A 19112-nucleotide genomic window follows, 5' to 3' on the forward strand; every position below is an offset into this window, starting at 1 on the left:
CCCGGTGCGCGACGTCGTCGCACCAGCGGCCGCGGTGTGCGCCGTGGTCGTCGGCGCCGTCGCGGCCGGCGGCGGCCTGCCGCGGCTGCTCGGCTTCCTCGACGCGCAGGGCGAGCGCGGGCTCCAGGTCGAGTCCGTCGCGGCCACGGTGGTCGGGGCGCTCCACCGGGACGGCGTCGCCGTCGTGCTCAACGAGGAGCTGGTCACCTACGAGGTCGTCGGCCCGGGCACGGCCGGCGCCGCGGCGGTCCTGGACGTCCTCCTGCCCCTGGCGGTGGGGGCGGTGGCCCTCGTGCTCCTGGCCGCGCGACGGCGCGGGACCGCCCCCGCGGCCCTGCTGCCGGCGTCCCTGCTGCTCGTCGCGCTGCTGGTCGTGACCAACAAGGTCGGCTCGCCGCAGTTCCTCACGTGGTTCGCGCCGCCCGTCGCCGTCCTCGTCGCGATGCGGGCGCCGACGGCGTGGCGCGACGTCCGGCCCGTCTGGTGGCAGGTGGCCGGCGCTCTCGTGCTGCTCGCCGCGGGCCTGACGCAGGCGGTCTTCCCGTGGGGCTACCTGCCGTTGCTCGCGGGCGACGACGGCATGGCCCTGATCCTGGACGCGCGCAACGCGCTGCTGCTCGCGGTGACGGCGTGCGCCGTCGTCGGCCTCGCCCGCGCGGTGCGGGGGCCGACGACGGCGGACGCCTGACGCCTCAGCGCACGTGCGGCGCGACCTGCGCGGCGACGAGCTCGAGGTGCTCGATGTCGGCGAGGTCGAGGACCTGCAGGTAGATGCGCTCGACGCCCGCCTCGGCGAGCTCACCCAGCCGGTCGACCGCCTCGGCGACCGTGCCGGCGACGCCGTGCTCGCGCAGCTCGCCCGGCTCGCGACCGATGGCGGCGGCGCGGCGCGCGACCTCGGCGTCGTCGGCCCCGACGCACAGCACCAGCGCCACCGAGTAGGTGAGGTCGTGCGGGTCGCGCCCGATCTCCTCGCACGCGGAGCGGACGCGGCCGAACATCTGCGGGATGTCGGCGATCTCCGGGAAGGAGGCGTTGAACTCGGACGCGAAGCGCGCGGCCAGGGCGGGCGTGCGCTTCGGACCCTTGCCCCCGACGATCACCGGGACGCCGGCGCCCTCGACCCGGCGGCCGTCGGCGAGCGCGACGTGCTGGGCCGGCTTGGGCAGCGCGGGCGAGTCGGTGAGCGTGTAGTGCTCGCCCTGGTGCGTGAAGCGCTCGCCGACGGGCGTGCGCCACAGGCCCGTGACGACCTCGAGCTGCTCGGTCAGGAGGCCGAAGCGCTTCTCGGGGAACGGGATGCCGTAGGCCGCGTGCTCCTGGGCGAACCAGCCCGCGCCGAGGCCGAGCTCGACCCGGCCGCCGGACATCTGGTCGACCTGGGCGACCTGGATCGCCAGGACGCCCGGGTGGCGGAACGTCGCGGACGACACGAGGGTGCCGAGCCGGACGGTGCTCGTCTCGCGCGCGAGGCCCGCGAGGGTGGTCCAGGCGTCGGTCGGGCCCGGGAGCCCGTCGCCGTCGCCCATGACGAGGTAGTGGTCGGAACGGAAGAAGGCGTCGTACCCGAGGCGCTCGGTGGCCTGGGCGACGCGCAGGACGTCGTCGTACGACGCGCCCTGCTGGGGTTCGGTGAAGATGCGCAGATCCATGCGCCCATCCTCTCGCCCCGGGACACGACCTCGCGCCGCGGCGGCCGCCGTCGGGCTCAGGACTGGCAGGCGGGGCACCAGTAGAGGGTGCGTCCCGCCAGCTCCTCGCGCAGGATCGTCGACCCGCAGCGCAGGCACGGCTCCCCCGCGCGGCCGTACACCGCGTGCCGCAACGACCGGTCGGCGACCGCGGCGGCGCGCGAGGGCGCACCCGGGCCGTCGAGGTCCTCGCGCGTCAGCATGACGCCCGTCCGGATCCCGTCCTCGAGGAGCACGACCCAGTCGCGCCAGAGCGCGTCGAGCACCTCCTCGGGCACGGCGGAGCCCGGGACGTGCGGCTCGAGCCGGGCGCGGAACAGCATCTCGGCGCGGTAGATGTTCCCGATCCCGCTGACGACCGACTGGTCCATGAGCAGCTGTCCGATCGCGACCCGGCGCCGGCGGACGCGGCGCACGAACTCCGCCTGCGGCTCGGGCCAGGCGTCGACCTGCGGGTCCGGGCCCGCCTTGGCGACGATGGCGGCCACCTCGGGCGGCCCCAGGACCTCGCACGCCGTCGGGCCGCGCAGGTCGGCGACCGTCGCGTCGGTCGCGAGGCGCACGCGCACGGCGCCGACCGGGGGCGGCGGGAAGACCTCGGTCAGCACGCCGGCGTCCCCGGCCGCTGCCGGGGCGAGCGAGGCCTCGCCCTCGCCCATCCGCACCGCGCGGCGCGGCGCCCCCAGGAAGGCGACCGGCTGGCCGTCGGCCAGCGGGGACACCCGCCCCCGGAAGTCCCACGCGCCGTAGAGCCCGAGGTGCACGTGCACCCAGCGCTCCGGGACGACGTCGGACACGGGCAGCGGCGCGTCGTCGCCGTACCCGAAGCCCAGCAGCAGGTGCTTGCCGAGCGCGGCGGCGGTCGTGAGGACCGACCCGTCGAGCAGCGCGGCCCCGGCGGCGAACCTCCCCTGCGGCGAGCTCACGGCGACCGGGTGGTCGACGAGATCGGCGCGGAACTGCCGGGCGATCCGGTGGACGGTATGACCTTCGGGCACGGCCCCGAGGGTAGTTCAGGCCACGCCACCGCCCCGGGTGACGCGTTGGCGTCGACCTGCGACGCCAACGCGTCACCCCTGGCCGTCAGACGCCGGCCGTGGCCGCGAGGTGGTCCGAGATCTTGGACTCCTTGGTGCCGTCGGCCGACGTCGCGCCGCCCGTGAAGGCGCCGTGGTACTGCCGGGCCGGGTGCGTGTCCTCGGCGAAGACGCGGCCCTCGCCGAAGAGGTTCTCGCGCAGCGTCGTGCCGTCGTACTCCGTGCGGGCGCGCCCGCGGCGCTGCAGCTCCGGGACCACCAGGTCCACGAGGTCCTCGAACGTGCCGGGCGTGATCGCGTAGGCGAAGTTGAACCCGTCGACGCCGCCCTCGTCGACCCAGCGCTCGAGCTCGTCGGCCACCCGGGTCGCGGAGCCCACGAGCACGGGGCCGAGGCCGCCGATGCTCCGCTTGGTCACGATGTCGAGCGGCGTCCACGCACGGTCCGGGTCGATCGTGGTGAGCATCTGCAGCGCGGAGCGCAGCGAGTCGTTCTCGACCTCGACGAGCGGCTGGTCCGGGTCGTAGTCCGAGAAGTCGACACCGGTCCACCCGCCGTACAGCGACAGCGCGCCCTCGGGGTTGGCGTAGCGCAGGTAGTCCTCGAACTTGGCCTGGGCGGCCTCGTCCGTCTCGGCCGTGATGACGGTGATGAGCGAGAAGATCTTCACCGAGTCGCGGGACCGCCCGAGCGCCTCCGCACGGTCCCGGATGTCGTCCGTCGTCTCGCGCGCCTGCGCGATCGTGCCCGGGCTGATGAAGACGCCCTCGCCGTGCTTGGCGGCGAACGCGCGCCCCCGCGGCGACGCACCGGCCTGGAAGATCACCGGCGTGCGCTGCGGGCTCGGCTCCGACAGGTGGATGCCGGGCACGCTGTAGTACTCGCCGCGGTGGCCGATGGGGTGGACCTTGGTCGGGTCGGTGAAGACGCCGTTCTCCTTGTCGCGCACGACGGCGTCGTCGTCCCAGCTGCCCTCCCACAGCTTGTAGGTGACGTCGAGGAACTCGTCCGCGAGGTCGTACCGCGCGTCGTGGCTCATCTGCTTGTCGAAGCCCAGGTTGATCGCGGCGCTGTTGAGGTAGCCGGTCACCACGTTCCAGGCCACGCGGCCCCGGGTGAGGTGGTCGAGCGTCGAGAACTTGCGCGCGAGCGCGTACGGCTGCTCGTACGTCAGGGCGCTGGTGATGCCGAAGCCGAGGTGCTCGGTGACCGCCGCCATGGCCGGGACCTGCAGGAAGGGGTCGTTGACGGGCACCTGGACGGCGTCGGTCAGCGAGCCCGCGACGGTGCCGCGGTAGACGTCGTACACCCCGACGACGTCGGCGATGAACAGCGAGTCGAACCGGCCGCGCTCCAGGAGGCGGGCGAGCTCGGTCCAGTACTCGAGCGTGTTGTAGTCCCAGGCGCGGCTGTCCGGGTGGCGCCAGGTCCCGGCCGCCTGGTGCGTCACGCAGGTCATGTCGAAGGCGTTGAGGACGATGCGCTTCTTGCTCGGGCCGTTGTCGGTCACGGTGGTCTCCTTCTCGGGGTTCGGGCGGGTCACTCGGCGTCCAGGGGCAGCAGGACGCCCTGGACCTCGGGGTCGGTGGCCAGGTACTCCTGCACGCGCGGGTCCTGGAAGGCCTTGATGAGGTTCTGGATGTTCGGCTCGTCGATCCACCGCGTGCCGACCGTCAGCTGGCCGGCGAACTCGTCCGGTGCCGGGGGCGCGAAGATCTGGTGCTCGACCGGGACCTTGGCGGCGACGTAGTACTCCGTGTAGCCGACGGCGGCGTCGAGGTCCGGCAGCGCGCGGGACTGGGCCCCGAAGTCGAGCAGGACGAACTCCAGGTCCTTCGGGTTCTCGACGATGTCGTCCTGCGTGGCGGTCCACTTGTCGACGGAGGGGTCGAGCGTGATGAGGCCGGCGCGCTCGAGCACCCACAGCCCCTGCGCCTCGTTGGCGGGGTCGGAGTAGAGCGAGATGGTCGCGCCATCGGGGATCTCCTCGACGCTGTCCCAGAGGTCGAGACGGTCGAGCACCGTCGTGCGGTGCGCGCCGTCGCCGTAGGTCTTCGTGAGCTGGCGAAGCTCGATCATGGGGTCTCCGAGGGGAGGCCGGGGCGCGTGGCAGCGCGGCCCCCGGCGGGGCGGGATGGGAGAGAGGCGCGACGCCGCTCCACCGACGCAGGGGCCCCGGCAAGGGCCCGTTCAGCCGGGTGCAGGCGGACCTGCGTGCGGGTGCGCGACGGGGCGCACCGGGTGGTGCGCCGTCAGTGGCGACAGCAGCACATTCGCACGGGAGTCCTCCTGGCCGTCCTTACCGGTGCGGTCGCGCCGGTCCGGTCCTCACCCGGAGCACCCCACGACGAGGAGGGTTGCCGGCCAGCGAGCCGGGGCTTCGCGCTGGCGCTCATGACCTGGCTCCGACGGTAGGGCGTCTCACATGGCGCGTCAATGATGTCCGCGCTGTGGACATCGCCCGGACCCGGGCGACCGCCCGCACCGGGCCCCACCGGCCGCGTGCCGATCCCGTCGCCGCCCGTAGGATCGACGCAGGTGCGCCGGGAAGTCTGGTCGGCAACGTCGTCATCGACCCCTGAGGAGCCTCGTGCCGCACACCGATCCGTCGTCGTCGTCCCCACCCGGGGCCCCGGAGATCCTGTCCCGCGGGTCGTGGCGCGAGACCCGGCGCGTCTCGGAGATCCTCCGTCAGGAGACCGTCGGCGGCGCCCTGCTCCTGGTCGCGACGGTGGCGGCCCTGGTCTGGGCCAACTCGCCGGCGGCCGACGCCTACGCCGCGCTGCGCGACCTCGAGATCGGACCCGAGAGCCTGCACCTGCGGCTGTCGGTCGGCGCGTGGGCCGCCGACGGCCTGCTCGCGATCTTCTTCTTCGTCGTCGGCCTCGAGCTCAAGCGCGAGTTCGTCGCGGGCGACCTGCGCGACCCGCGGCGCGCCGCCCTGCCGATCCTCGCCGCCGTCGGCGGCATGGCGGTCCCCGCCGTCGTCTACGTCGTGGTCGCGTCCCGCGCCGGTGGCGACGCCGTCGACGGCTGGGCGATCCCCACCGCGACCGACATCGCGTTCGCCCTCGCGGTGCTCGCCGTCATCGCGACCCACCTGCCGGCCGCGCTGCGCACCTTCCTGCTCACCCTCGCCGTCGTCGACGACCTGCTCGCGGTGACGGTCATCGCCGTGTTCTACAGCGACGAGGTGCACCTCGGCCCGCTGCTCGCCTCGCTCGGCGTGATCGCGCTGTTCACGGTCGCCGTGCAGCGCCGCGTGCGGGCCTGGTGGGTGCTGCTGCCGCTCGCCACGGTGGCGTGGGCACTCATGCACGCGTCGGGCGTCCACGCGACGGTCGCGGGCGTGCTGCTGGGCTTCACCGTCCCGGTGCTGCGCAGCGCGCGGGCGGGCGGGCCGGAGGCCGGCCCCGGGCTCGCGGAGCACTTCGAGCACCGGTTCCGGCCGCTCTCGGCCGGTGTGGCCGTCCCCGTCTTCGCCTTCTTCGCCGCCGGGGTGACGGTCGGTGGGCTCGACGGGCTGCGCTCGGCGCTCAGCGACCCCGTGGCGCTCGGCATCGTGGCCGGGCTCGTGATCGGCAAGGCGGTCGGGATCACGGGCACGACGTGGCTCGTCGCGCGCTTCACCCACGCGCGCCTCGACCCCGACCTGCGGTGGCTCGACGTGCTCGCCGTGGGTCTCCTCGGCGGCATCGGCTTCACCGTCTCGCTCCTCATCGGCGACCTCGCCTTCGCCGACGCGGCCCGGGTCGAGCACGTCAAGGTCGGGGTGCTGGCCGGGTCCGTCCTGTCGGCGCTGCTCGCCTCCGCGCTCCTCCGCGCGCGCAACCGCGCCTACCGCCGCCTCGAGGAGCTCGAGTCGAGGGACGCCGACGCCGACGGCGTCCCGGACGTCTTCGAGGGGCACGGTGCCCTCGACGACGGCCCGGCGGGCGAGGCTCCCGCGGGGAGCGGGCGGGGCTGACGGTCGCCCCGTCGGCCGGCTCCGGCTGCCGGGCGTCGTCGCGGCCGACGGCGCGTCAGTCGGTGACCGCCTCGCGACCGGCGGTGAGCAGTGCGAGCGCCGGGTGGCCCTCGGGCAGCACGAGCGGCGGCGTCCCGGGCGCCCACGCCAGCACGGCACCGGCGAGGCGCGGGTGCGGCGCCAGCTCGACGGGCGCGCGACCGTCCCGGGGCAGCACGAGGTGGGCGAGCGAGTGCACGGGCGCCCGCCCCGTCGTGAGCCACAGGCGCCGGTGCAGCACGTGCGTCTCCGCGGGGCCGACGGCGACCACGGCCCCCTGACGGGTCACCGGCCGCACGGCGTCAGCCAGCGCCGCGACGGTCCCGGCGCGCCGCGCGTGCCTCCCACGCGGGACCGCCGCGACGGCGTCGACGGCGACACCCGCCGCCACGAGGTCGCGGTACGCCGCGACCAGGGCGAGGTCCTCCTCGCCGGCGGCGTCGCGCGCGAGCACGGGCGCGAGGGCGGGGAGCGTCGAGCCGGCACCGAAGGCGTGGTGGCGCAGGACGGCCAGCAGCTCCTCGACGACGTCGGCCTGCGAGCCGTTGTACGCGACCTCGAGCGGGCCGGACCGGGTGTGGACGGCGAGGCGTCCGTCGAGGAGGTCGGTGCTGCTCTCGAGCGCCAGGACGTCGGCGTGCCGGACGAACGACCTGTCGTAGCCCGGCGCGGTCGGGCGGCGCCGCAGCACCGTGAGACCCGCGGGGTCGGCGAGCAGGAGCGCGTCGTACAGGTCCATCCCGGGCGTGACGTCGCGGCGCGGCACCGGCCGCGGCACCTTGATCGCGAACCGCACCGTGTCCCAGTCGACCGCCTCGTCGCGGTACAGCGGCGGGACGTCCTGCGGCCCGCGGACCGGCAGCACCCACGGCCCGAACTGGTCGATCTCCTGCGTCGTCACGCGCACATCATCCCGCCCCGCACACCCCCGCACCCGGGACGCGCCCTCCCGGCCGCCCGACCCCACCCACCCCGTCCGCCCCGTCCCCATCCACCCCGTCCCCATCCACCCCGTCCGCCGAGCACGTCCGAACCACGCGAGGACGTCCTGCGGAACGGACGTGCCCGCGTCGTTCGGACGTGTTCGCGGTGGGGTCGGACCGGGGGGATCGCGGTGGGGCGGGCGGGGCGGTCAGTGGTCGGTGTTGAGGTTGCCCGCCAGGCGTTCGTGGCGGGCGGCGCTCTCCGGGTTCAGGCCGACGATCCGCACGTCCTTGCCCTTGCGCCGGTACCGGTGGGTGATCGCGTCGAGCGTCGCCACCGTCGACGCGTCCCACACGTGGGCGTCCGTGAGGTCGATGACGACCCGGTCCGGGTCACCCGCGTAGTCGAAGCGGTAGACGAGGTCGTTGGACGACGCGAAGAACAGCTCGCCCCGCACGCGGTACACCCGCTCACCGCCGACGACGTCCTGCGCCGTGACGTCCGTGACGTGGGCGACCCGCCGCGCGAAGAGGACCATCGCCAGGAGCACGCCGCCGACGACGCCGAACGCGAGGTTCCCCGTGGCGACGGTGACGACGACGGTCGTCACCATGACGGCCGTCTCGGACCGCGGCATGCGGCGCAGCGTCGACGGCCGCACCGAGTGCCAGTCGAAGGCGCCCACCGAGACCATGACCATGACGGCGACGAGCGCGGCCATGGGGATGACGGCGACGACGTCGCCCAGGCCGACCACCAGCACGAGCAGGAACACCCCGGCGAGGAAGGTCGACAGGCGCGTGCGCGCACCCGCGGCCTTGACGTTCATCATCGTCTGGCCGATGACCGCGCAGCCGCCCATCCCGCCGAAGAACCCGGTGACGACGTTGGCGACGCCCTGCCCCCAGGCCTCGCGCGTCTTGTCGGAGTGCGTGTCCGTGACGTCGTCGACGAGCTTGGCCGTGAGCAGCGACTCGAGCAGGCCGACGAGCGCCATCGCGAGCGCGTAGGGCGCGATGACCTCGAGGGTCTCGAGCGTGAAGGGCACGTCCGGCACGAGCAGCGCCGGCAGCGCCTCCGGGAGCTCCCCCTCGTCGCCCACCGTCGGGACCGCGATCGCCGCGGCCACGGTGACGAGCGTCAGGAGCACGATGGCGACGAGCGGCGCCGGCACGGCCGTGGTGAGCCGCGGCAGCAGCACGATCAACGCGATCCCCGCCCCGACGATCAGGTACGTGACGAGCGGGACGCCCGTGAGGTGCGGCAGCTGCGCCATGAGGACGAGGATCGCGAGCGCGTTGACGAAGCCGACCATGACCGAGCGCGGGATGAAGCGCATCAGCCGCGCGACGCCGACGACGCCCAGCAGCACCTGCAGGACGCCGGCGAGGATGACGGTGGCGATGAGGTGGTCGACCCCGTGCTCGCGGGCCACCGGCGCGACGACGAGCGCCACCGCCCCCGTGGCCGCCGAGATCATCGCCGGCCGGCCGCCGACGACCGAGATCGTCACGGCCATCGTGAAGGACGCGAACAGGCCCAGGCGCGGGTCGACGCCCGCGATGATCGAGAACGCGATCGCCTCGGGGATCAGCGCGAGCGCGACGACCAGGCCCGCGAGCACCTCGGTCCGCAGGCGGCGCGGCGAGCGCAGGGCGGCGGCCACCGAGTGCACGACGTCGGCCTCCGGGGCAGCAGCAGCGGCGGGCCGGGCAGGCGGGGGTGTCATGACGATCCGATCGGGAGGCTGCGCGGCGGGTGGTCACGCGCGCCGGCGATCCTACCGAGCGTCCCGGCGCCGGCGGGCGCCGCGGCCGGCCGAGGTTTGACCTTGGACCGCGCGCGTGCTCGGATGTGCTTTACACCGGTTACCTACCGGTGTCCGGCCCCCCCGGGAACCACCGCCGCAGCGTCGCGGCACTTGGAGGAGACATGCACCGCCGCACCCGTCGTCCCGCCCTCACCCTCACCGCTGTGGCCGCCGTCGCGGCCCTCGCGGCGTGCAGCGGCTCACCCGGCCCGGCCGAGGGCGGCGGCGGCAGCGACGCCGCGGACGAGCCGGTCGAGCTCCGGCTCGCGTGGTGGGGCGCCGACGCCCGGCACGCGGTCACGCAGGAGGTCATCGACCTGTTCGAGGCCGAGTACCCGCACATCACGGTCGTCGGCGACTTCTCCGACTGGGGCGGCTACTGGGACCGCCTGGCCACCGCCACGGCGGGCGGCGACATGCCCGACGTCATGCAGATGGACGGTCAGTACCTCGCGACCTACGCCGACCGCGGGGCGCTCATGGACCTGGGCGCCGCCGAGGGCTTCAGCGCCGGCGACATCGACGAGGCGGCCCTGGCCGCCGGCGAGATCGACGGCACGCTCTACGGCGTCGTGAACGCCGTCAACAGCTGGGCCGTGGTGACCAACCGGACGCTGATCGAGGCCGCCGGGCTGGAGATGCCCGACGACACGACGTGGACGTGGGACGACCTCGCGGAGCTCTCGGTCGCCGTGACGCAGGCCGACGTCGACGGCGCGGTCGGGCTCCAGGACTACGCCCTGACGCAGGGGACGATCGACCAGTTCGCGCGGCAGCAGGGCGAGGACCTCTGGACCGCCGACGGCGAGCTCGGCGTCAGCGAGGAGACGCTCGTCGCGTACTGGGAGCTCGCGCTCGAGCTGCTCGAGTCCGGCGCGCTCCCCTCGGCGGCCGCCCAGACCGAGGCCCTCGGGGTCACGCAGGACCAGTCCTTCACCGCCACCAACCGGGCCGCCTTCGGCTTCTGGTGGTCCAACCAGCTCGGTGCGCTCCAGGCGACCAGCGGGCAGGACCTCGTGCTGCTCCGCCCGCCGCTGGACGACGACGGCGACCGCGGGATCTGGTACCGCCCGTCGCAGTTCTGGTCGGCCTCGGCCAGCACCGACCACCCCGAGGAGGCGGCGCTCCTCATCGACTTCCTGGTGAACTCCGAGGCGGCCGGCGAGGTGCTCCTGGCCGAGCGCGGGACCCCCGCCAACGTCACCGTGCGCGAGGCCGTCCGCCCGCTGCTCGCCGAGGCGGACCAGGCGATCGCGGAGTACCTGGACTCGATCGCCGACGAGCTGGACGGCGTCGCGACCCTGCCCCCGGCCGGGTCCGCGGACTTCGAGAACACGCTGCGGCGCTACACGTCCGAGGTGTACTTCGGCTCCACGACGCCGCAGGAGGCTGCGCCGGCGTTCATCGCCGAGGTGCAGAACATGCTCGGCTGAGCCCGGGCACCGGGGGCGGCCGCGGCACCGCGGCCGCCCTCGCGCGCGTCAGGCACGGGCGCGTCAGATCACGCGCGCGACCACGTCGAAGTCCAGCCGCGGCGCGCGCGGGTGGGGCGTGGCGTCCTCGGCCGGCCAGCCGACGTTGAGCACCATGACCGTGCGCTGGCCCGTGCCGGCGAGCAGGTCGGCGTCGACGCCCGCGGCGTCCATGCCGGTCATGGGCCCGACGTCGAGACCCACCGCCCGGAGGCCCACCACGAGGTAGCCGGCCTGGAGCCACGTGTTCTCGCGCGCCATGCGCTCGCGCCCGTCGTGGTCGGGGTCGAACCGGTCGCGCGCGCCGCCGACGTGCGGCGCCAGGTGGCCGAGGTGCTCGTGGAACCGCGTGTCGGCGGCGACGACGACGGCCAGCGGCGCGCCCAGGACGCGGTCGCGGTTGCCGGGCGCCATGTGCGCCGCGAGCCGGGCGCGGGCCTCGGGCGTGCGCACCAGGAGCAGGCGCATGGGCGAGGCGTTCATCGCCGTCGGGCCCCAGCGGACCGCGTCGTGCACGGCGGCGACGTGCTCGTCGGTGACGGGGCGCTCGCTCCAGGTCTTCGGGGTGCGGCGCCGGACGAAGAGGTCCTCGAGCGTCGTCGCGGCCAGGTCCGTGGGGTCGAGAGTGGTCACGTCCCGGCAACCGGCCCGGGTGCCGCGGCACTCCCGCGCCGGCGTGTGGTGATGATCACGCCGGCGCGGGGGCCCGGCCTACGAGACGACGACCGCCGCGTCCCCGGGGAACAGGCGCCGGACGACGTCGGCGAGCGTGATGACGCCGACCACGTCGTCGCCGTCGGTGACGACGGCGAGGTGGTTGCGCGTCTCGCGCATCGACGCGAGCGCCGTGTAGACGGGAGTGTCGTGCGGCAGGCGGTACACGGGCCGCTCGAACTCGGCGGCCGGGCCGTCGTCCGGCGCCGTGAGCGTGTCGCGGACGTGGACCACGCCGGACACGGCGGGCGCGACGCCCACGAGCACCCGCAGGTGGCCCGAGGATCGCGTCGCGGCGCGGACGTCACCGACGGTCGCGCCGGTCGCGACCGCTGTCGGCCGCGAGTCCGCCGTCAGCAGGTCCCGCACCGTGAGCCGCTGCAGCTCCAGGGCGCCCCCGAGCTGCGTGCCGAAGCTCGCGTCGAGCGCCCCCACGTTGGCCGAGTGCTCGACGAGGTGACGCAGGTCGTCGGGGTTCTGCCCGGAGGCCACCTGGTCCGCCGGCTCGACGCCGACGCGGCGCAGGCACCAGTTCGCCATCTCGTTGAGCAGGTTCAGGATCGGCCGCGTGAGCCACATGAAGCCGCGCATCGGGATCGCCAGCAGGGTCGCCGACGTCTCGGGGTGGGCGATCGCCCACGACTTGGGCGCCATCTCCCCCACCACGAGGTGCAGGAACGTGACGATGATCAGCGCGAGCGCGAAGCCGGCGACGTCGGCCGCCCACAGCGGGGCCCCCCAGGACTCGAAGACCGGGGTGAGCCAGTGGTGCACGGCGGGCTTGGTGATCGCGCCGAGCGCGAGCGTGCACGCCGTGATGCCGAGCTGCGAGCCGGCCAGGAGCACCGTGAGCTCGCTCGAGCTGCGCAGCGCGGCGCGCGCGGAGCGGCTCCGCGGCGCGGCGTCCTCCAGGCGGTGCCGCTTGGCGGCGAGCAGGGCGAACTCGACGGCCACGAAGAACGCGCTCAGCGCGATCAGCGCGACGGTGACCGCCACGACCACGGGCGCGCTCATCGGGCGTCCTCCTCGTTCTCGGCCGCCGCGACGTCGTCGACGGGCAGCACCACCCGGACCAGCGCGGGCACGTGCCGCTCGACCTCGAGCACGTCGACCCGCATGATGACCGGCTCGGGCGGCTCGGCCAGGGCGAGGTCCGCCGGGTCGGCGGGCAGCTCGACCTCGACGCTCGTGCCCGCCTCGGGCAGGGCACCGTGCACGGCGATGACGAGGCCCGCGATGGTCTCGTAGTCGCCGCGCGGCAGGTCGGCGCCGATCGCGCGCTCGACCTCGTCGATGTGGATGTCGCCGGCCATGACCCACATCCCGTCCTCGCCGCCGGGGACGGCGGTCGGGATCTCGGGGTCGTGCTCGTCGGTGATCTCGCCGACCAGCTCCTCCGCGAGGTCCTCGAGCGTCACGACGCCGGCGAAGCCGCCGTACTCGTCCACCACGCAGGCGAGCTTGTTCTGGCTGTCCCCGAGCAGGCGCAGCGCCTCCGGCAGGGGCATGGACGTCGGGACCATGATGGCGGGCTTCATGATCGACTCGACCGGGAGGTCGCTCTGCGGCGCCTGGTCCAGCACGTCCTGCAGGTGGACGGTGCCGAGCACCTGGTCGTCCTCGTCGACCACGGGGTAGCGCGAGTGGCCCGTGGTCATCGCCTCGCGCACCTCGCGGACCGTGTCGCCGAGCCGGGCGACGCCGACGCGGCTGCGCGGGATCATCGCGTGCTCGACGTCCTGGTCGGGGAAGTCGAGGATGCGGTCCAGCAGCACCGAGAGCTCCTCGGGCAGGTCACCGCTCTCGCGCGAGTCCGCCACGATGTGCTCGAGGTCGCGGACCGTCGCCGAGTGCTCGACGTCGTGCACGGGCTCGATCCGCAGGGCGCGCAGCAGCACGTTGGAGGCCTGGTCGAAGATCCGGATCAGCCAGCCGAACAGCCGCAGGTACCAGGTGGTCGACGACGCGAGCCGCACCGCGACCGGCTCCGGGCGGGCGATCGCGAGGTTCTTGGGGAAGAGCTCGCCGAACACCATCTGGACGAACGTCGAGAACAGCAGCGCGAGCACCGTGCCCACCGCGATGCCGACCCCGTCGGGCACGCCGACACCGCCGAGCGCCTCGCCGAGCGAGTTGCCGATGAGCGGCTCGGCGACGTACCCGACCAGCAGTCCGGTCACCGTGATGCCCAGCTGCGCGCCCGAGAGCATGAAGCTCGTGCGTCGCGTGACGCCCAGGGCGCGCGTCGCGGCGGCGTCCCCTGCGGCGCTGCGGGCGTTCAGCCGCGACCGGTCGACCGCCATGTAGGCGAACTCCTGGGCGACGAAGTAGCCGGTCACGGCGGTGATCGCGAGCACGACCAGCACCCCGGCGAGAAGAGACAGCACCCAGGTCATCGGTTCCCCCCCTTCACGTGCGCCTCGGCGGCGGGTTCAGGGGGGTTCGTACTGTCGGAGTCCATTTCGTCCTGTCGTTCGTGAGCGGTCAGCGGCACAACGATCGCATGCCCCGCCCGGTTCCCGCGGACGCCGCCCGCCGGAGGCCTCGTCGCCCCGGGCGATCCGGCGCTCGGAGCGCTCGCCGCGCCCCCGCGCCGGACGTAGCGTCGACTCGGGCACGACGCCCGGCTCCGTCGGGCGCGAGAAGGGGGCAGATCGTGCGTGGAGTGGTGATGTACGCCCCGGGCGACGTCCGGGTGGAGGAGCGGGCCGAGCCCGCGATCGTGGAGCCGACGGACGCGATCCTGCGGACCGCCGCGACCTGCGTCTGCGGGTCGGACCTGTGGCCGTGGCGCGGCATCGAGGACGCCACCGGCCCGAGCCCGATGGGGCACGAGTACGTCGGCGTCGTCGAGGAGGTCGGCAGCGCGGTCCGCGGCCTGGTGCCCGGCCAGTTCGTCGTCGGCTCGTTCTTCGCCTCCGACGGCACCTGCGAGATCTGCCGCGCCGGCTACCAGAGCCGCTGCGTGAACGCCGTGCCCATGGGCGCCATCGGGACGCAGGCCGAGCGCGTCCGCGTGCCGCTGGCCGACGGGACCCTCGTCGCGACGCCGGACGTGCCGCCGCAGGACCTGGTGCCGTCGCTCCTGGCGGCCTCGGACGTCCTGGGCACGGGCTGGTTCGCGGCCGTGGCAGCGCAGGCGGGCCCCGGCCGCACGATCGCGGTGGTGGGCGACGGCGCCGTCGGCCTCTGCGGGGTGCTCGCCGCCCGGCAGCTCGGCGCCGAGCGGATCATCGTCATGAGCCGGCACGCCGACCGGCAGGCGCTCGCCCGCGAGCTCGGCGCCACCGACGTCGTCGCGGAGCGCGGCGACGAGGGCGTGGCGCACGTCAAGGACCTCACCGACGGGCTCGGCGCGCACGGCGTCGTCGAGGCGGTGGGCACGCAGGAGTCGATGATGCAGGCGATCCGCTCAACCCGTCCGGGCGGCTACGTCGGCTACGTCGGGGTCTCCCACGGCGTGAGCCTGCCGGGCGGCGAGCTCTTCTTCTCGGGGGTGCACCTGCACGGCGGGCCGGCGCCCGTGCGCCGCTTCCTGCCCGACCTGATCGACCGGATCTGGCAGCGGGAGATCGACCCCGGGCGGGTCTTCGACCTCACCGTCCCGCTGGCCGACGCCGCCGAGGCCTACCGGGCGATGGACGAGCGTCGTGCGATCAAGGCCCTCCTGACCGTCTGAGCCCGCGCTACGGCGCCGCGCTGACCGGCGCGGGCGCGTCGGTCTGCGCCTGGGCCATGGTGCGCCGGCCGGACGGGAGGCCGACGGCCGCGGCGACGACGAGCAGGAGCGCGACGCCCGCCCCGACGAGCAGCGACTCGATCCGGTAGCGGTCGGCCAGCGGCCCGAGGACGGCCATGCCGATCGGCATCGCGACCGCCATGACGATCCCGACGAACCCGAAGACCCGGCCCTGCCGATCGGGCGCGACGCGCTCCTGGAGCGCCGTCATCGAGGGCGTGGAGAAGAACGGCACGCCGAGGCCGATGAGGAACATGAAGGCGAAGAACACCCAGAGGTTCGTGGACAGCCCGAGCCCGACGGTGAACAGGCCGAAGAGCGCGGCGGTCCCGACGACCATCGCGATCCGGTTCTTCAGCCCGCCCCACGCCGCGATCACGATCCCGCCGAGGACCATGCCCACGCTGAAGGCCAGCTCGTTGACCGTGAGCTTCCAGACCTCCTCGCCGAAGGTCCGCACGATCATCAGCGGCGTGAGGAACGAGGGCGCCACGATGAGCAGGAAGACGATGCCCCACAGCGCGAGCACCCAGCGCACGAACCGGTCGCCCGCGACGTAGCGCACGCCGCCGACCAGGTCCGCGAGGTAGCCCCGCACGCCGGCGGTCTGGTCCGTCCGCACGAGCCGCGCCACCGGGACGAGGGCCAGCAGCCCGATGCCGATCAGCGCCGTGACGACGTCGACGAAGAAGATCGCCTCGATCGACGCCGACGCGTACAGGGCGGCCGCGACCGCCGGCGCGACGAGCATCAGCGCCGACTGGATCGTCGTGTTGATCCCGTTGACGCGCATGAGCTTGTCCGTGGGCACGATCTGCGGGAGGAGGGCGGAGACCGCCGGCGTCTGGATCCCCGCGCCCGCCGAGCGGATCGCCGCCACCAGGTACAGGAGCCACAGGTCGCGGTAGCCGGAGAGCATCACCAGCGCGAGCACGAGCGTGCTGGCCGCGATCGTCGCGTCGGCGCCGATGATCAGGAGCTTGCGGTCGAGCCGGTCCGCCCAGACGCCGCCGAAGATCGACACCACCGCCTGCGGCAGGAAGCCGACGACGGCGTAGACGGCCATCACCGTGCCGGACCGCGTCTCCAGCGTCAGGTGCCAGAGGATCGCGTACTGCACGAGCATGGAGCCCAGCAGGGACGACGTCTGCCCGGTGAGGAAGATCGCGAGCCGGCGACGCCAGTGCGGCAGGTCGGCCTCGGTGAGCGGCGTCTGGACGAGGGCGGCGTCGGCGTCGGGAGCCTTCGACGCCTCGGGCGCCGGGCTCGGCGGGTCGGACGTCGCGGACATGACGGCACCTCTCGGGACGCGGGCGTGTGGTGGGTGGACCGGTGGCGCGCCGAGAACCGTCCGGCCCGCCGGCCCGCCAGCCTGGCCCGCCCGACGCCGGTGGCGCCACCCGTTTCGGTGGTTCCTCGCGGCGTGGGCCGCGCCGCACGCGGCGTCAGCCCCGGTGGGCGCCCCAGCCGTGCCAGCGGTCGACCGTCAGCCAGCAGCTCCACCGCTCGCCGCTCGGGTCCTGGTAGGCGCTGCCCGTGTAGTGACGCGAGATGCGGTCGATGTCGGTCCGGTCCGGGTCCGGCCGGAGGTCCGCGACGGTGCCCAGCAACGTGACGTGGGTGTACCAGTCGGCGCCGTCGAGCACGGTGAGGGAGACCCGGGGGTCGCGCCGCAGGTGCCCGAGACGAACGCGCGAGGCGTCGAGGTTCAGCAGGGCGCGACCGTCCTCCCAGAGGTACCACGTGGCCGCGGTGACCGGGGAGCCGTCACGGCGCAGGGTGGCCATCACCGCCGGGTTGGGCTTCTGCAGCATCGCGACGGCGTCGGCGGGCAGTGGCGGCGTGGGCACGGTGACCTCCTCGGATCGGCGGCCACCAGTATGCGCACGGGCGCACCGGGACCGCCCGGCGCGCAGGGGCGACAGGCCCTACTCTTCCGGGACACCACGGGCGCGCGCCCGTGACGGACCCTGGCAGGAGGGGCGTCGTGGCGGTACTGACCAACGACCGGCTCGAGGTCGGCTCCGACCGACGCGCACTGGACGCCGTCGTGCGGACGGTCACCGCCTCGTTCCTCGTCTCGGGCGGAGGGCTCGCCGCCGTCCTCGGCCTTCTCGCTGCGCTCGCCCTCACGTCGGCGGAGCCGGGCAGGTCGCTCGTCGTCGGCGCCGTGTTCGGGCTCGCGTGCTTCGGCCTCGGCGCCCTCGCGTTCGCCGCGACCGGAGGAGTGCGCGCCCGGCGCGACGTGGGCACGGTCCTCGTGGCCGACGCCGCCGGCCTCTGGATGGCCGTGCCTGGCAGCGACGCCGGCCACGTGTACCTCCCCTGGTCGGCGGTCGCGCCGCTGCGCGAGACGGCGAAGGGGACGCACTCCGTCTTCGCGGTCTCGGTGCTCCCGCACGTCCGTCCCGACCACCCGGGGGCCGTCGGCCTCGACGACCCCCGCATCTGGAAGCAGCTGCGGCGCACCGGCCTCCAGGTCGGGACGAAGGGGCTCGACGTGCCGCGGGACACGCTGCGGCGCGGGCTGCACCACTTCTTCGCGGGCGCCGGCGTCCCGGTCTAGGGGCGAGCGGCCCTCGCGTGCGGCACCGGTGACCGTGCCGCCGGGGCTCAGTCCGCAGCCGGTTCCCCCGGCGCCGCCGGCACGACCGGCAGCACGAGGCGTGACGGGTGGGCGGCGTCGTGGTGCACCTCCTGGTGCGCGACGCGGAGGTCCGACGGCGGCGCGACCGCGGCGCCCGTGCCGGGGTTCACGTCGAAGCGCGGGAAGCTCGAGCTCGCGACGTCGACGCGCAGGCGGTGTCCCGCGGCGAAGGTCTGCGCGGTCGCGCCGAGCTCGACGCTCACCTCGCGGACCTCCCCCGGCGGCACCAGTCCGCCGAGCACCTCCCGCACCCGCGCCACGCCCTCCAGCACGCCGAGGGCGGTCCCGTCGGGGTGCACGTCCACCAGGGAGACGACCCAGTCGGTGTCCGCCGCGTCCGTCGCCGCGACGAGGTGCACCACCACGTCCCCGATGACGGTGACGTCCTCAGCGAGCGGCTCGGACGTGAAGGTCAGCACGTCGGGCCGCTCGGCCAGCCGGCGCCGGTCCCACGGTCCGGCGCCGCGGGCGGCATCGCCCTGCTCGAACAGGTTCCGGCCGCCGACCGTCGGCACCGGGTCGTGCGGGTCGTGGCGGAACGCCGACGGGGCCTTCTGCCCCTCGACCGCGTCGGGCACCAGCCCGCCGTCGGGCGCGAGGTGCCACGTGACCGGCTCGGCCTCGCGGGGCGGCCAGGCGTCGAGGTCGCGCCACACGTCGGCGCCCATGACGAAGACGCGCACCCGCGGCGCGTCGTGCACCGTGACGCCGTCGTGCGCGGCGGTCGCGTGGGCGACGAGGAAGTCCACGGCCTCCGCGCCGAGCCGCTCCGCGCCGCGGGCGGCGGCGGGGCCGTGGTCCACCTCGCCGATCGCGCGCCACGGTGCCCCGTGCGCCCACGGCCCGACGACGAGCCGCGACGCCGGGTGCGTGGACGTGCCGAACTGGCGCAGGGTCAGGTCGCAGAAGATGTCGTGCCAGCCGGCGACGAACAGGGTCGGCACCGGCGGCCGGGGCGGCAGGGCGCGCTCGCGCCACCACGGGTCGCTCGCCGGGTGCGTCACCCAGTCCCGCCACGCCGGGAACCGGCGCGCGAGCGGCGCGAGGTCCGCGAGCGGGGCGCGGCGCGCGG

Annotated in this window: 16 protein-coding genes, 1 pseudogene and 1 riboswitch; of the genes and pseudogenes, 5 read left to right on the plus strand and 12 right to left on the minus strand. The window is 74.7% G+C overall.

Translation table 11 applies throughout. From position 1 onward, the window contains the following. Nucleotides 1–688: pseudogene (locus IDM29_RS06795) on the plus strand (hypothetical protein); the annotation flags it as partial. A gap of 4 nt (nucleotides 689–692) precedes the next feature. Here the strand turns inward: IDM29_RS06795 and IDM29_RS06800 are convergent. The 4 genes from IDM29_RS06800 to IDM29_RS06815 form a co-directional block, all read right to left on the minus strand. Next, nucleotides 693–1652, minus strand: a complete 960-nt coding sequence (locus tag IDM29_RS06800; RefSeq protein WP_188037336.1) for an LLM class F420-dependent oxidoreductase — start codon at nucleotides 1650–1652, stop codon at nucleotides 693–695. A 56-nt stretch (nucleotides 1653–1708) separates the two neighbouring features. Next, nucleotides 1709–2689, minus strand: coding sequence for an Fpg/Nei family DNA glycosylase (locus tag IDM29_RS06805; RefSeq protein WP_188037337.1), 981 nt, complete (start codon nucleotides 2687–2689; stop codon nucleotides 1709–1711). 85 nt (nucleotides 2690–2774) lie between these two features. Next, nucleotides 2775–4238: an LLM class flavin-dependent oxidoreductase gene (locus IDM29_RS06810; protein WP_255491668.1), complete on the minus strand. Its 1464-nt coding sequence runs from the start codon at nucleotides 4236–4238 to the stop codon at nucleotides 2775–2777. A gap of 29 nt (nucleotides 4239–4267) precedes the next feature. Further along, nucleotides 4268–4807, minus strand: a complete 540-nt coding sequence (locus IDM29_RS06815; RefSeq protein WP_188037338.1) for a MetQ/NlpA family ABC transporter substrate-binding protein — start codon at nucleotides 4805–4807, stop codon at nucleotides 4268–4270. A gap of 211 nt (nucleotides 4808–5018) precedes the next feature. Further along, a riboswitch (SAM riboswitch) is annotated at nucleotides 5019–5128 on the minus strand. Nucleotides 5129–5318: 190 nt separating this feature from the next. Between IDM29_RS06815 and nhaA the strand changes: the two genes are divergently transcribed. After that, nucleotides 5319–6695 (plus strand): Na+/H+ antiporter NhaA, encoded by a 1377-nt coding sequence (nhaA, locus tag IDM29_RS06820; protein WP_188037339.1) that lies wholly within the window; start codon nucleotides 5319–5321, stop codon nucleotides 6693–6695. 55 nt (nucleotides 6696–6750) lie between these two features. Here the strand turns inward: nhaA and IDM29_RS06825 are convergent, their stop codons facing one another. Beyond that, on the minus strand, nucleotides 6751–7635 hold the full coding sequence (locus tag IDM29_RS06825; protein ID WP_188037340.1) for a hypothetical protein: 885 nt from the start codon (nucleotides 7633–7635) through the stop codon (nucleotides 6751–6753). A gap of 231 nt (nucleotides 7636–7866) precedes the next feature. Continuing rightward, the gene (locus IDM29_RS06830) at nucleotides 7867–9387 is read right to left on the minus strand and encodes a SulP family inorganic anion transporter (RefSeq protein WP_188037341.1); all 1521 of its coding nucleotides are present in this window, start codon (nucleotides 9385–9387) and stop codon (nucleotides 7867–7869) included. Nucleotides 9388–9590: 203 nt separating this feature from the next. Between IDM29_RS06830 and IDM29_RS06835 the strand changes: the two genes are divergently transcribed. Beyond that, the gene (locus tag IDM29_RS06835; RefSeq protein ID WP_188037342.1) at nucleotides 9591–10901 is read left to right on the plus strand and encodes an ABC transporter substrate-binding protein; all 1311 of its coding nucleotides are present in this window, start codon (nucleotides 9591–9593) and stop codon (nucleotides 10899–10901) included. A 63-nt stretch (nucleotides 10902–10964) separates the two neighbouring features. On the opposite strand, the gene IDM29_RS06840 is transcribed toward IDM29_RS06835, so the two are convergent. The 3 genes from IDM29_RS06840 to IDM29_RS06850 all read right to left on the minus strand — a co-directional run bounded on the left by IDM29_RS06840 (nucleotide 10965) and on the right by IDM29_RS06850 (nucleotide 14050). After that, nucleotides 10965–11573: a malonic semialdehyde reductase gene (locus tag IDM29_RS06840; protein ID WP_188037343.1), complete on the minus strand. Its 609-nt coding sequence runs from the start codon at nucleotides 11571–11573 to the stop codon at nucleotides 10965–10967. A gap of 78 nt (nucleotides 11574–11651) precedes the next feature. Then, on the minus strand, nucleotides 11652–12668 hold the full coding sequence (locus IDM29_RS06845; protein ID WP_182112327.1) for a hemolysin family protein: 1017 nt from the start codon (nucleotides 12666–12668) through the stop codon (nucleotides 11652–11654). After that, nucleotides 12665–14050, minus strand: coding sequence for a hemolysin family protein (locus IDM29_RS06850; RefSeq protein WP_188037344.1), 1386 nt, complete (start codon nucleotides 14048–14050; stop codon nucleotides 12665–12667). The genes IDM29_RS06845 and IDM29_RS06850 overlap by 4 nt, the downstream gene beginning before the upstream one ends. Nucleotides 14051–14310: 260 nt before the next feature. Between IDM29_RS06850 and IDM29_RS06855 the strand changes: the two genes are divergently transcribed. After that, nucleotides 14311–15333 carry a zinc-dependent alcohol dehydrogenase family protein gene (locus IDM29_RS06855; RefSeq protein WP_188037345.1) on the plus strand — a complete coding sequence of 341 codons (1023 nt, stop codon included), beginning with the start codon at nucleotides 14311–14313 and terminating at the stop codon, nucleotides 15331–15333. A 7-nt stretch (nucleotides 15334–15340) separates the two neighbouring features. Here IDM29_RS06855 and IDM29_RS06860 read toward each other — a convergent pair whose 3' ends face one another. After that, on the minus strand, nucleotides 15341–16684 hold the full coding sequence (locus IDM29_RS06860) for an MFS transporter (RefSeq protein ID WP_182112330.1): 1344 nt from the start codon (nucleotides 16682–16684) through the stop codon (nucleotides 15341–15343). A 154-nt stretch (nucleotides 16685–16838) separates the two neighbouring features. Then, nucleotides 16839–17243, minus strand: coding sequence for a PPOX class F420-dependent oxidoreductase (locus IDM29_RS06865; RefSeq protein WP_188037346.1), 405 nt, complete (start codon nucleotides 17241–17243; stop codon nucleotides 16839–16841). A gap of 137 nt (nucleotides 17244–17380) precedes the next feature. Here IDM29_RS06865 and IDM29_RS06870 point away from each other — a divergent pair, with 137 nt between their 5' ends. After that, nucleotides 17381–17959, plus strand: a complete 579-nt coding sequence (locus tag IDM29_RS06870) for a hypothetical protein (RefSeq protein WP_188037347.1) — start codon at nucleotides 17381–17383, stop codon at nucleotides 17957–17959. Nucleotides 17960–18006: 47 nt separating this feature from the next. Here IDM29_RS06870 and IDM29_RS06875 read toward each other — a convergent pair. After that, nucleotides 18007–19112 (minus strand): CocE/NonD family hydrolase (locus tag IDM29_RS06875; RefSeq protein WP_188037348.1); only part of this gene is annotated, 1106 nt, incomplete at its 5' end.

Source organism: Actinotalea sp. JY-7885 (assembly GCF_014525465.1).
Classification (GTDB): Bacteria; Actinomycetota; Actinomycetes; order Actinomycetales; family Cellulomonadaceae; genus Actinotalea.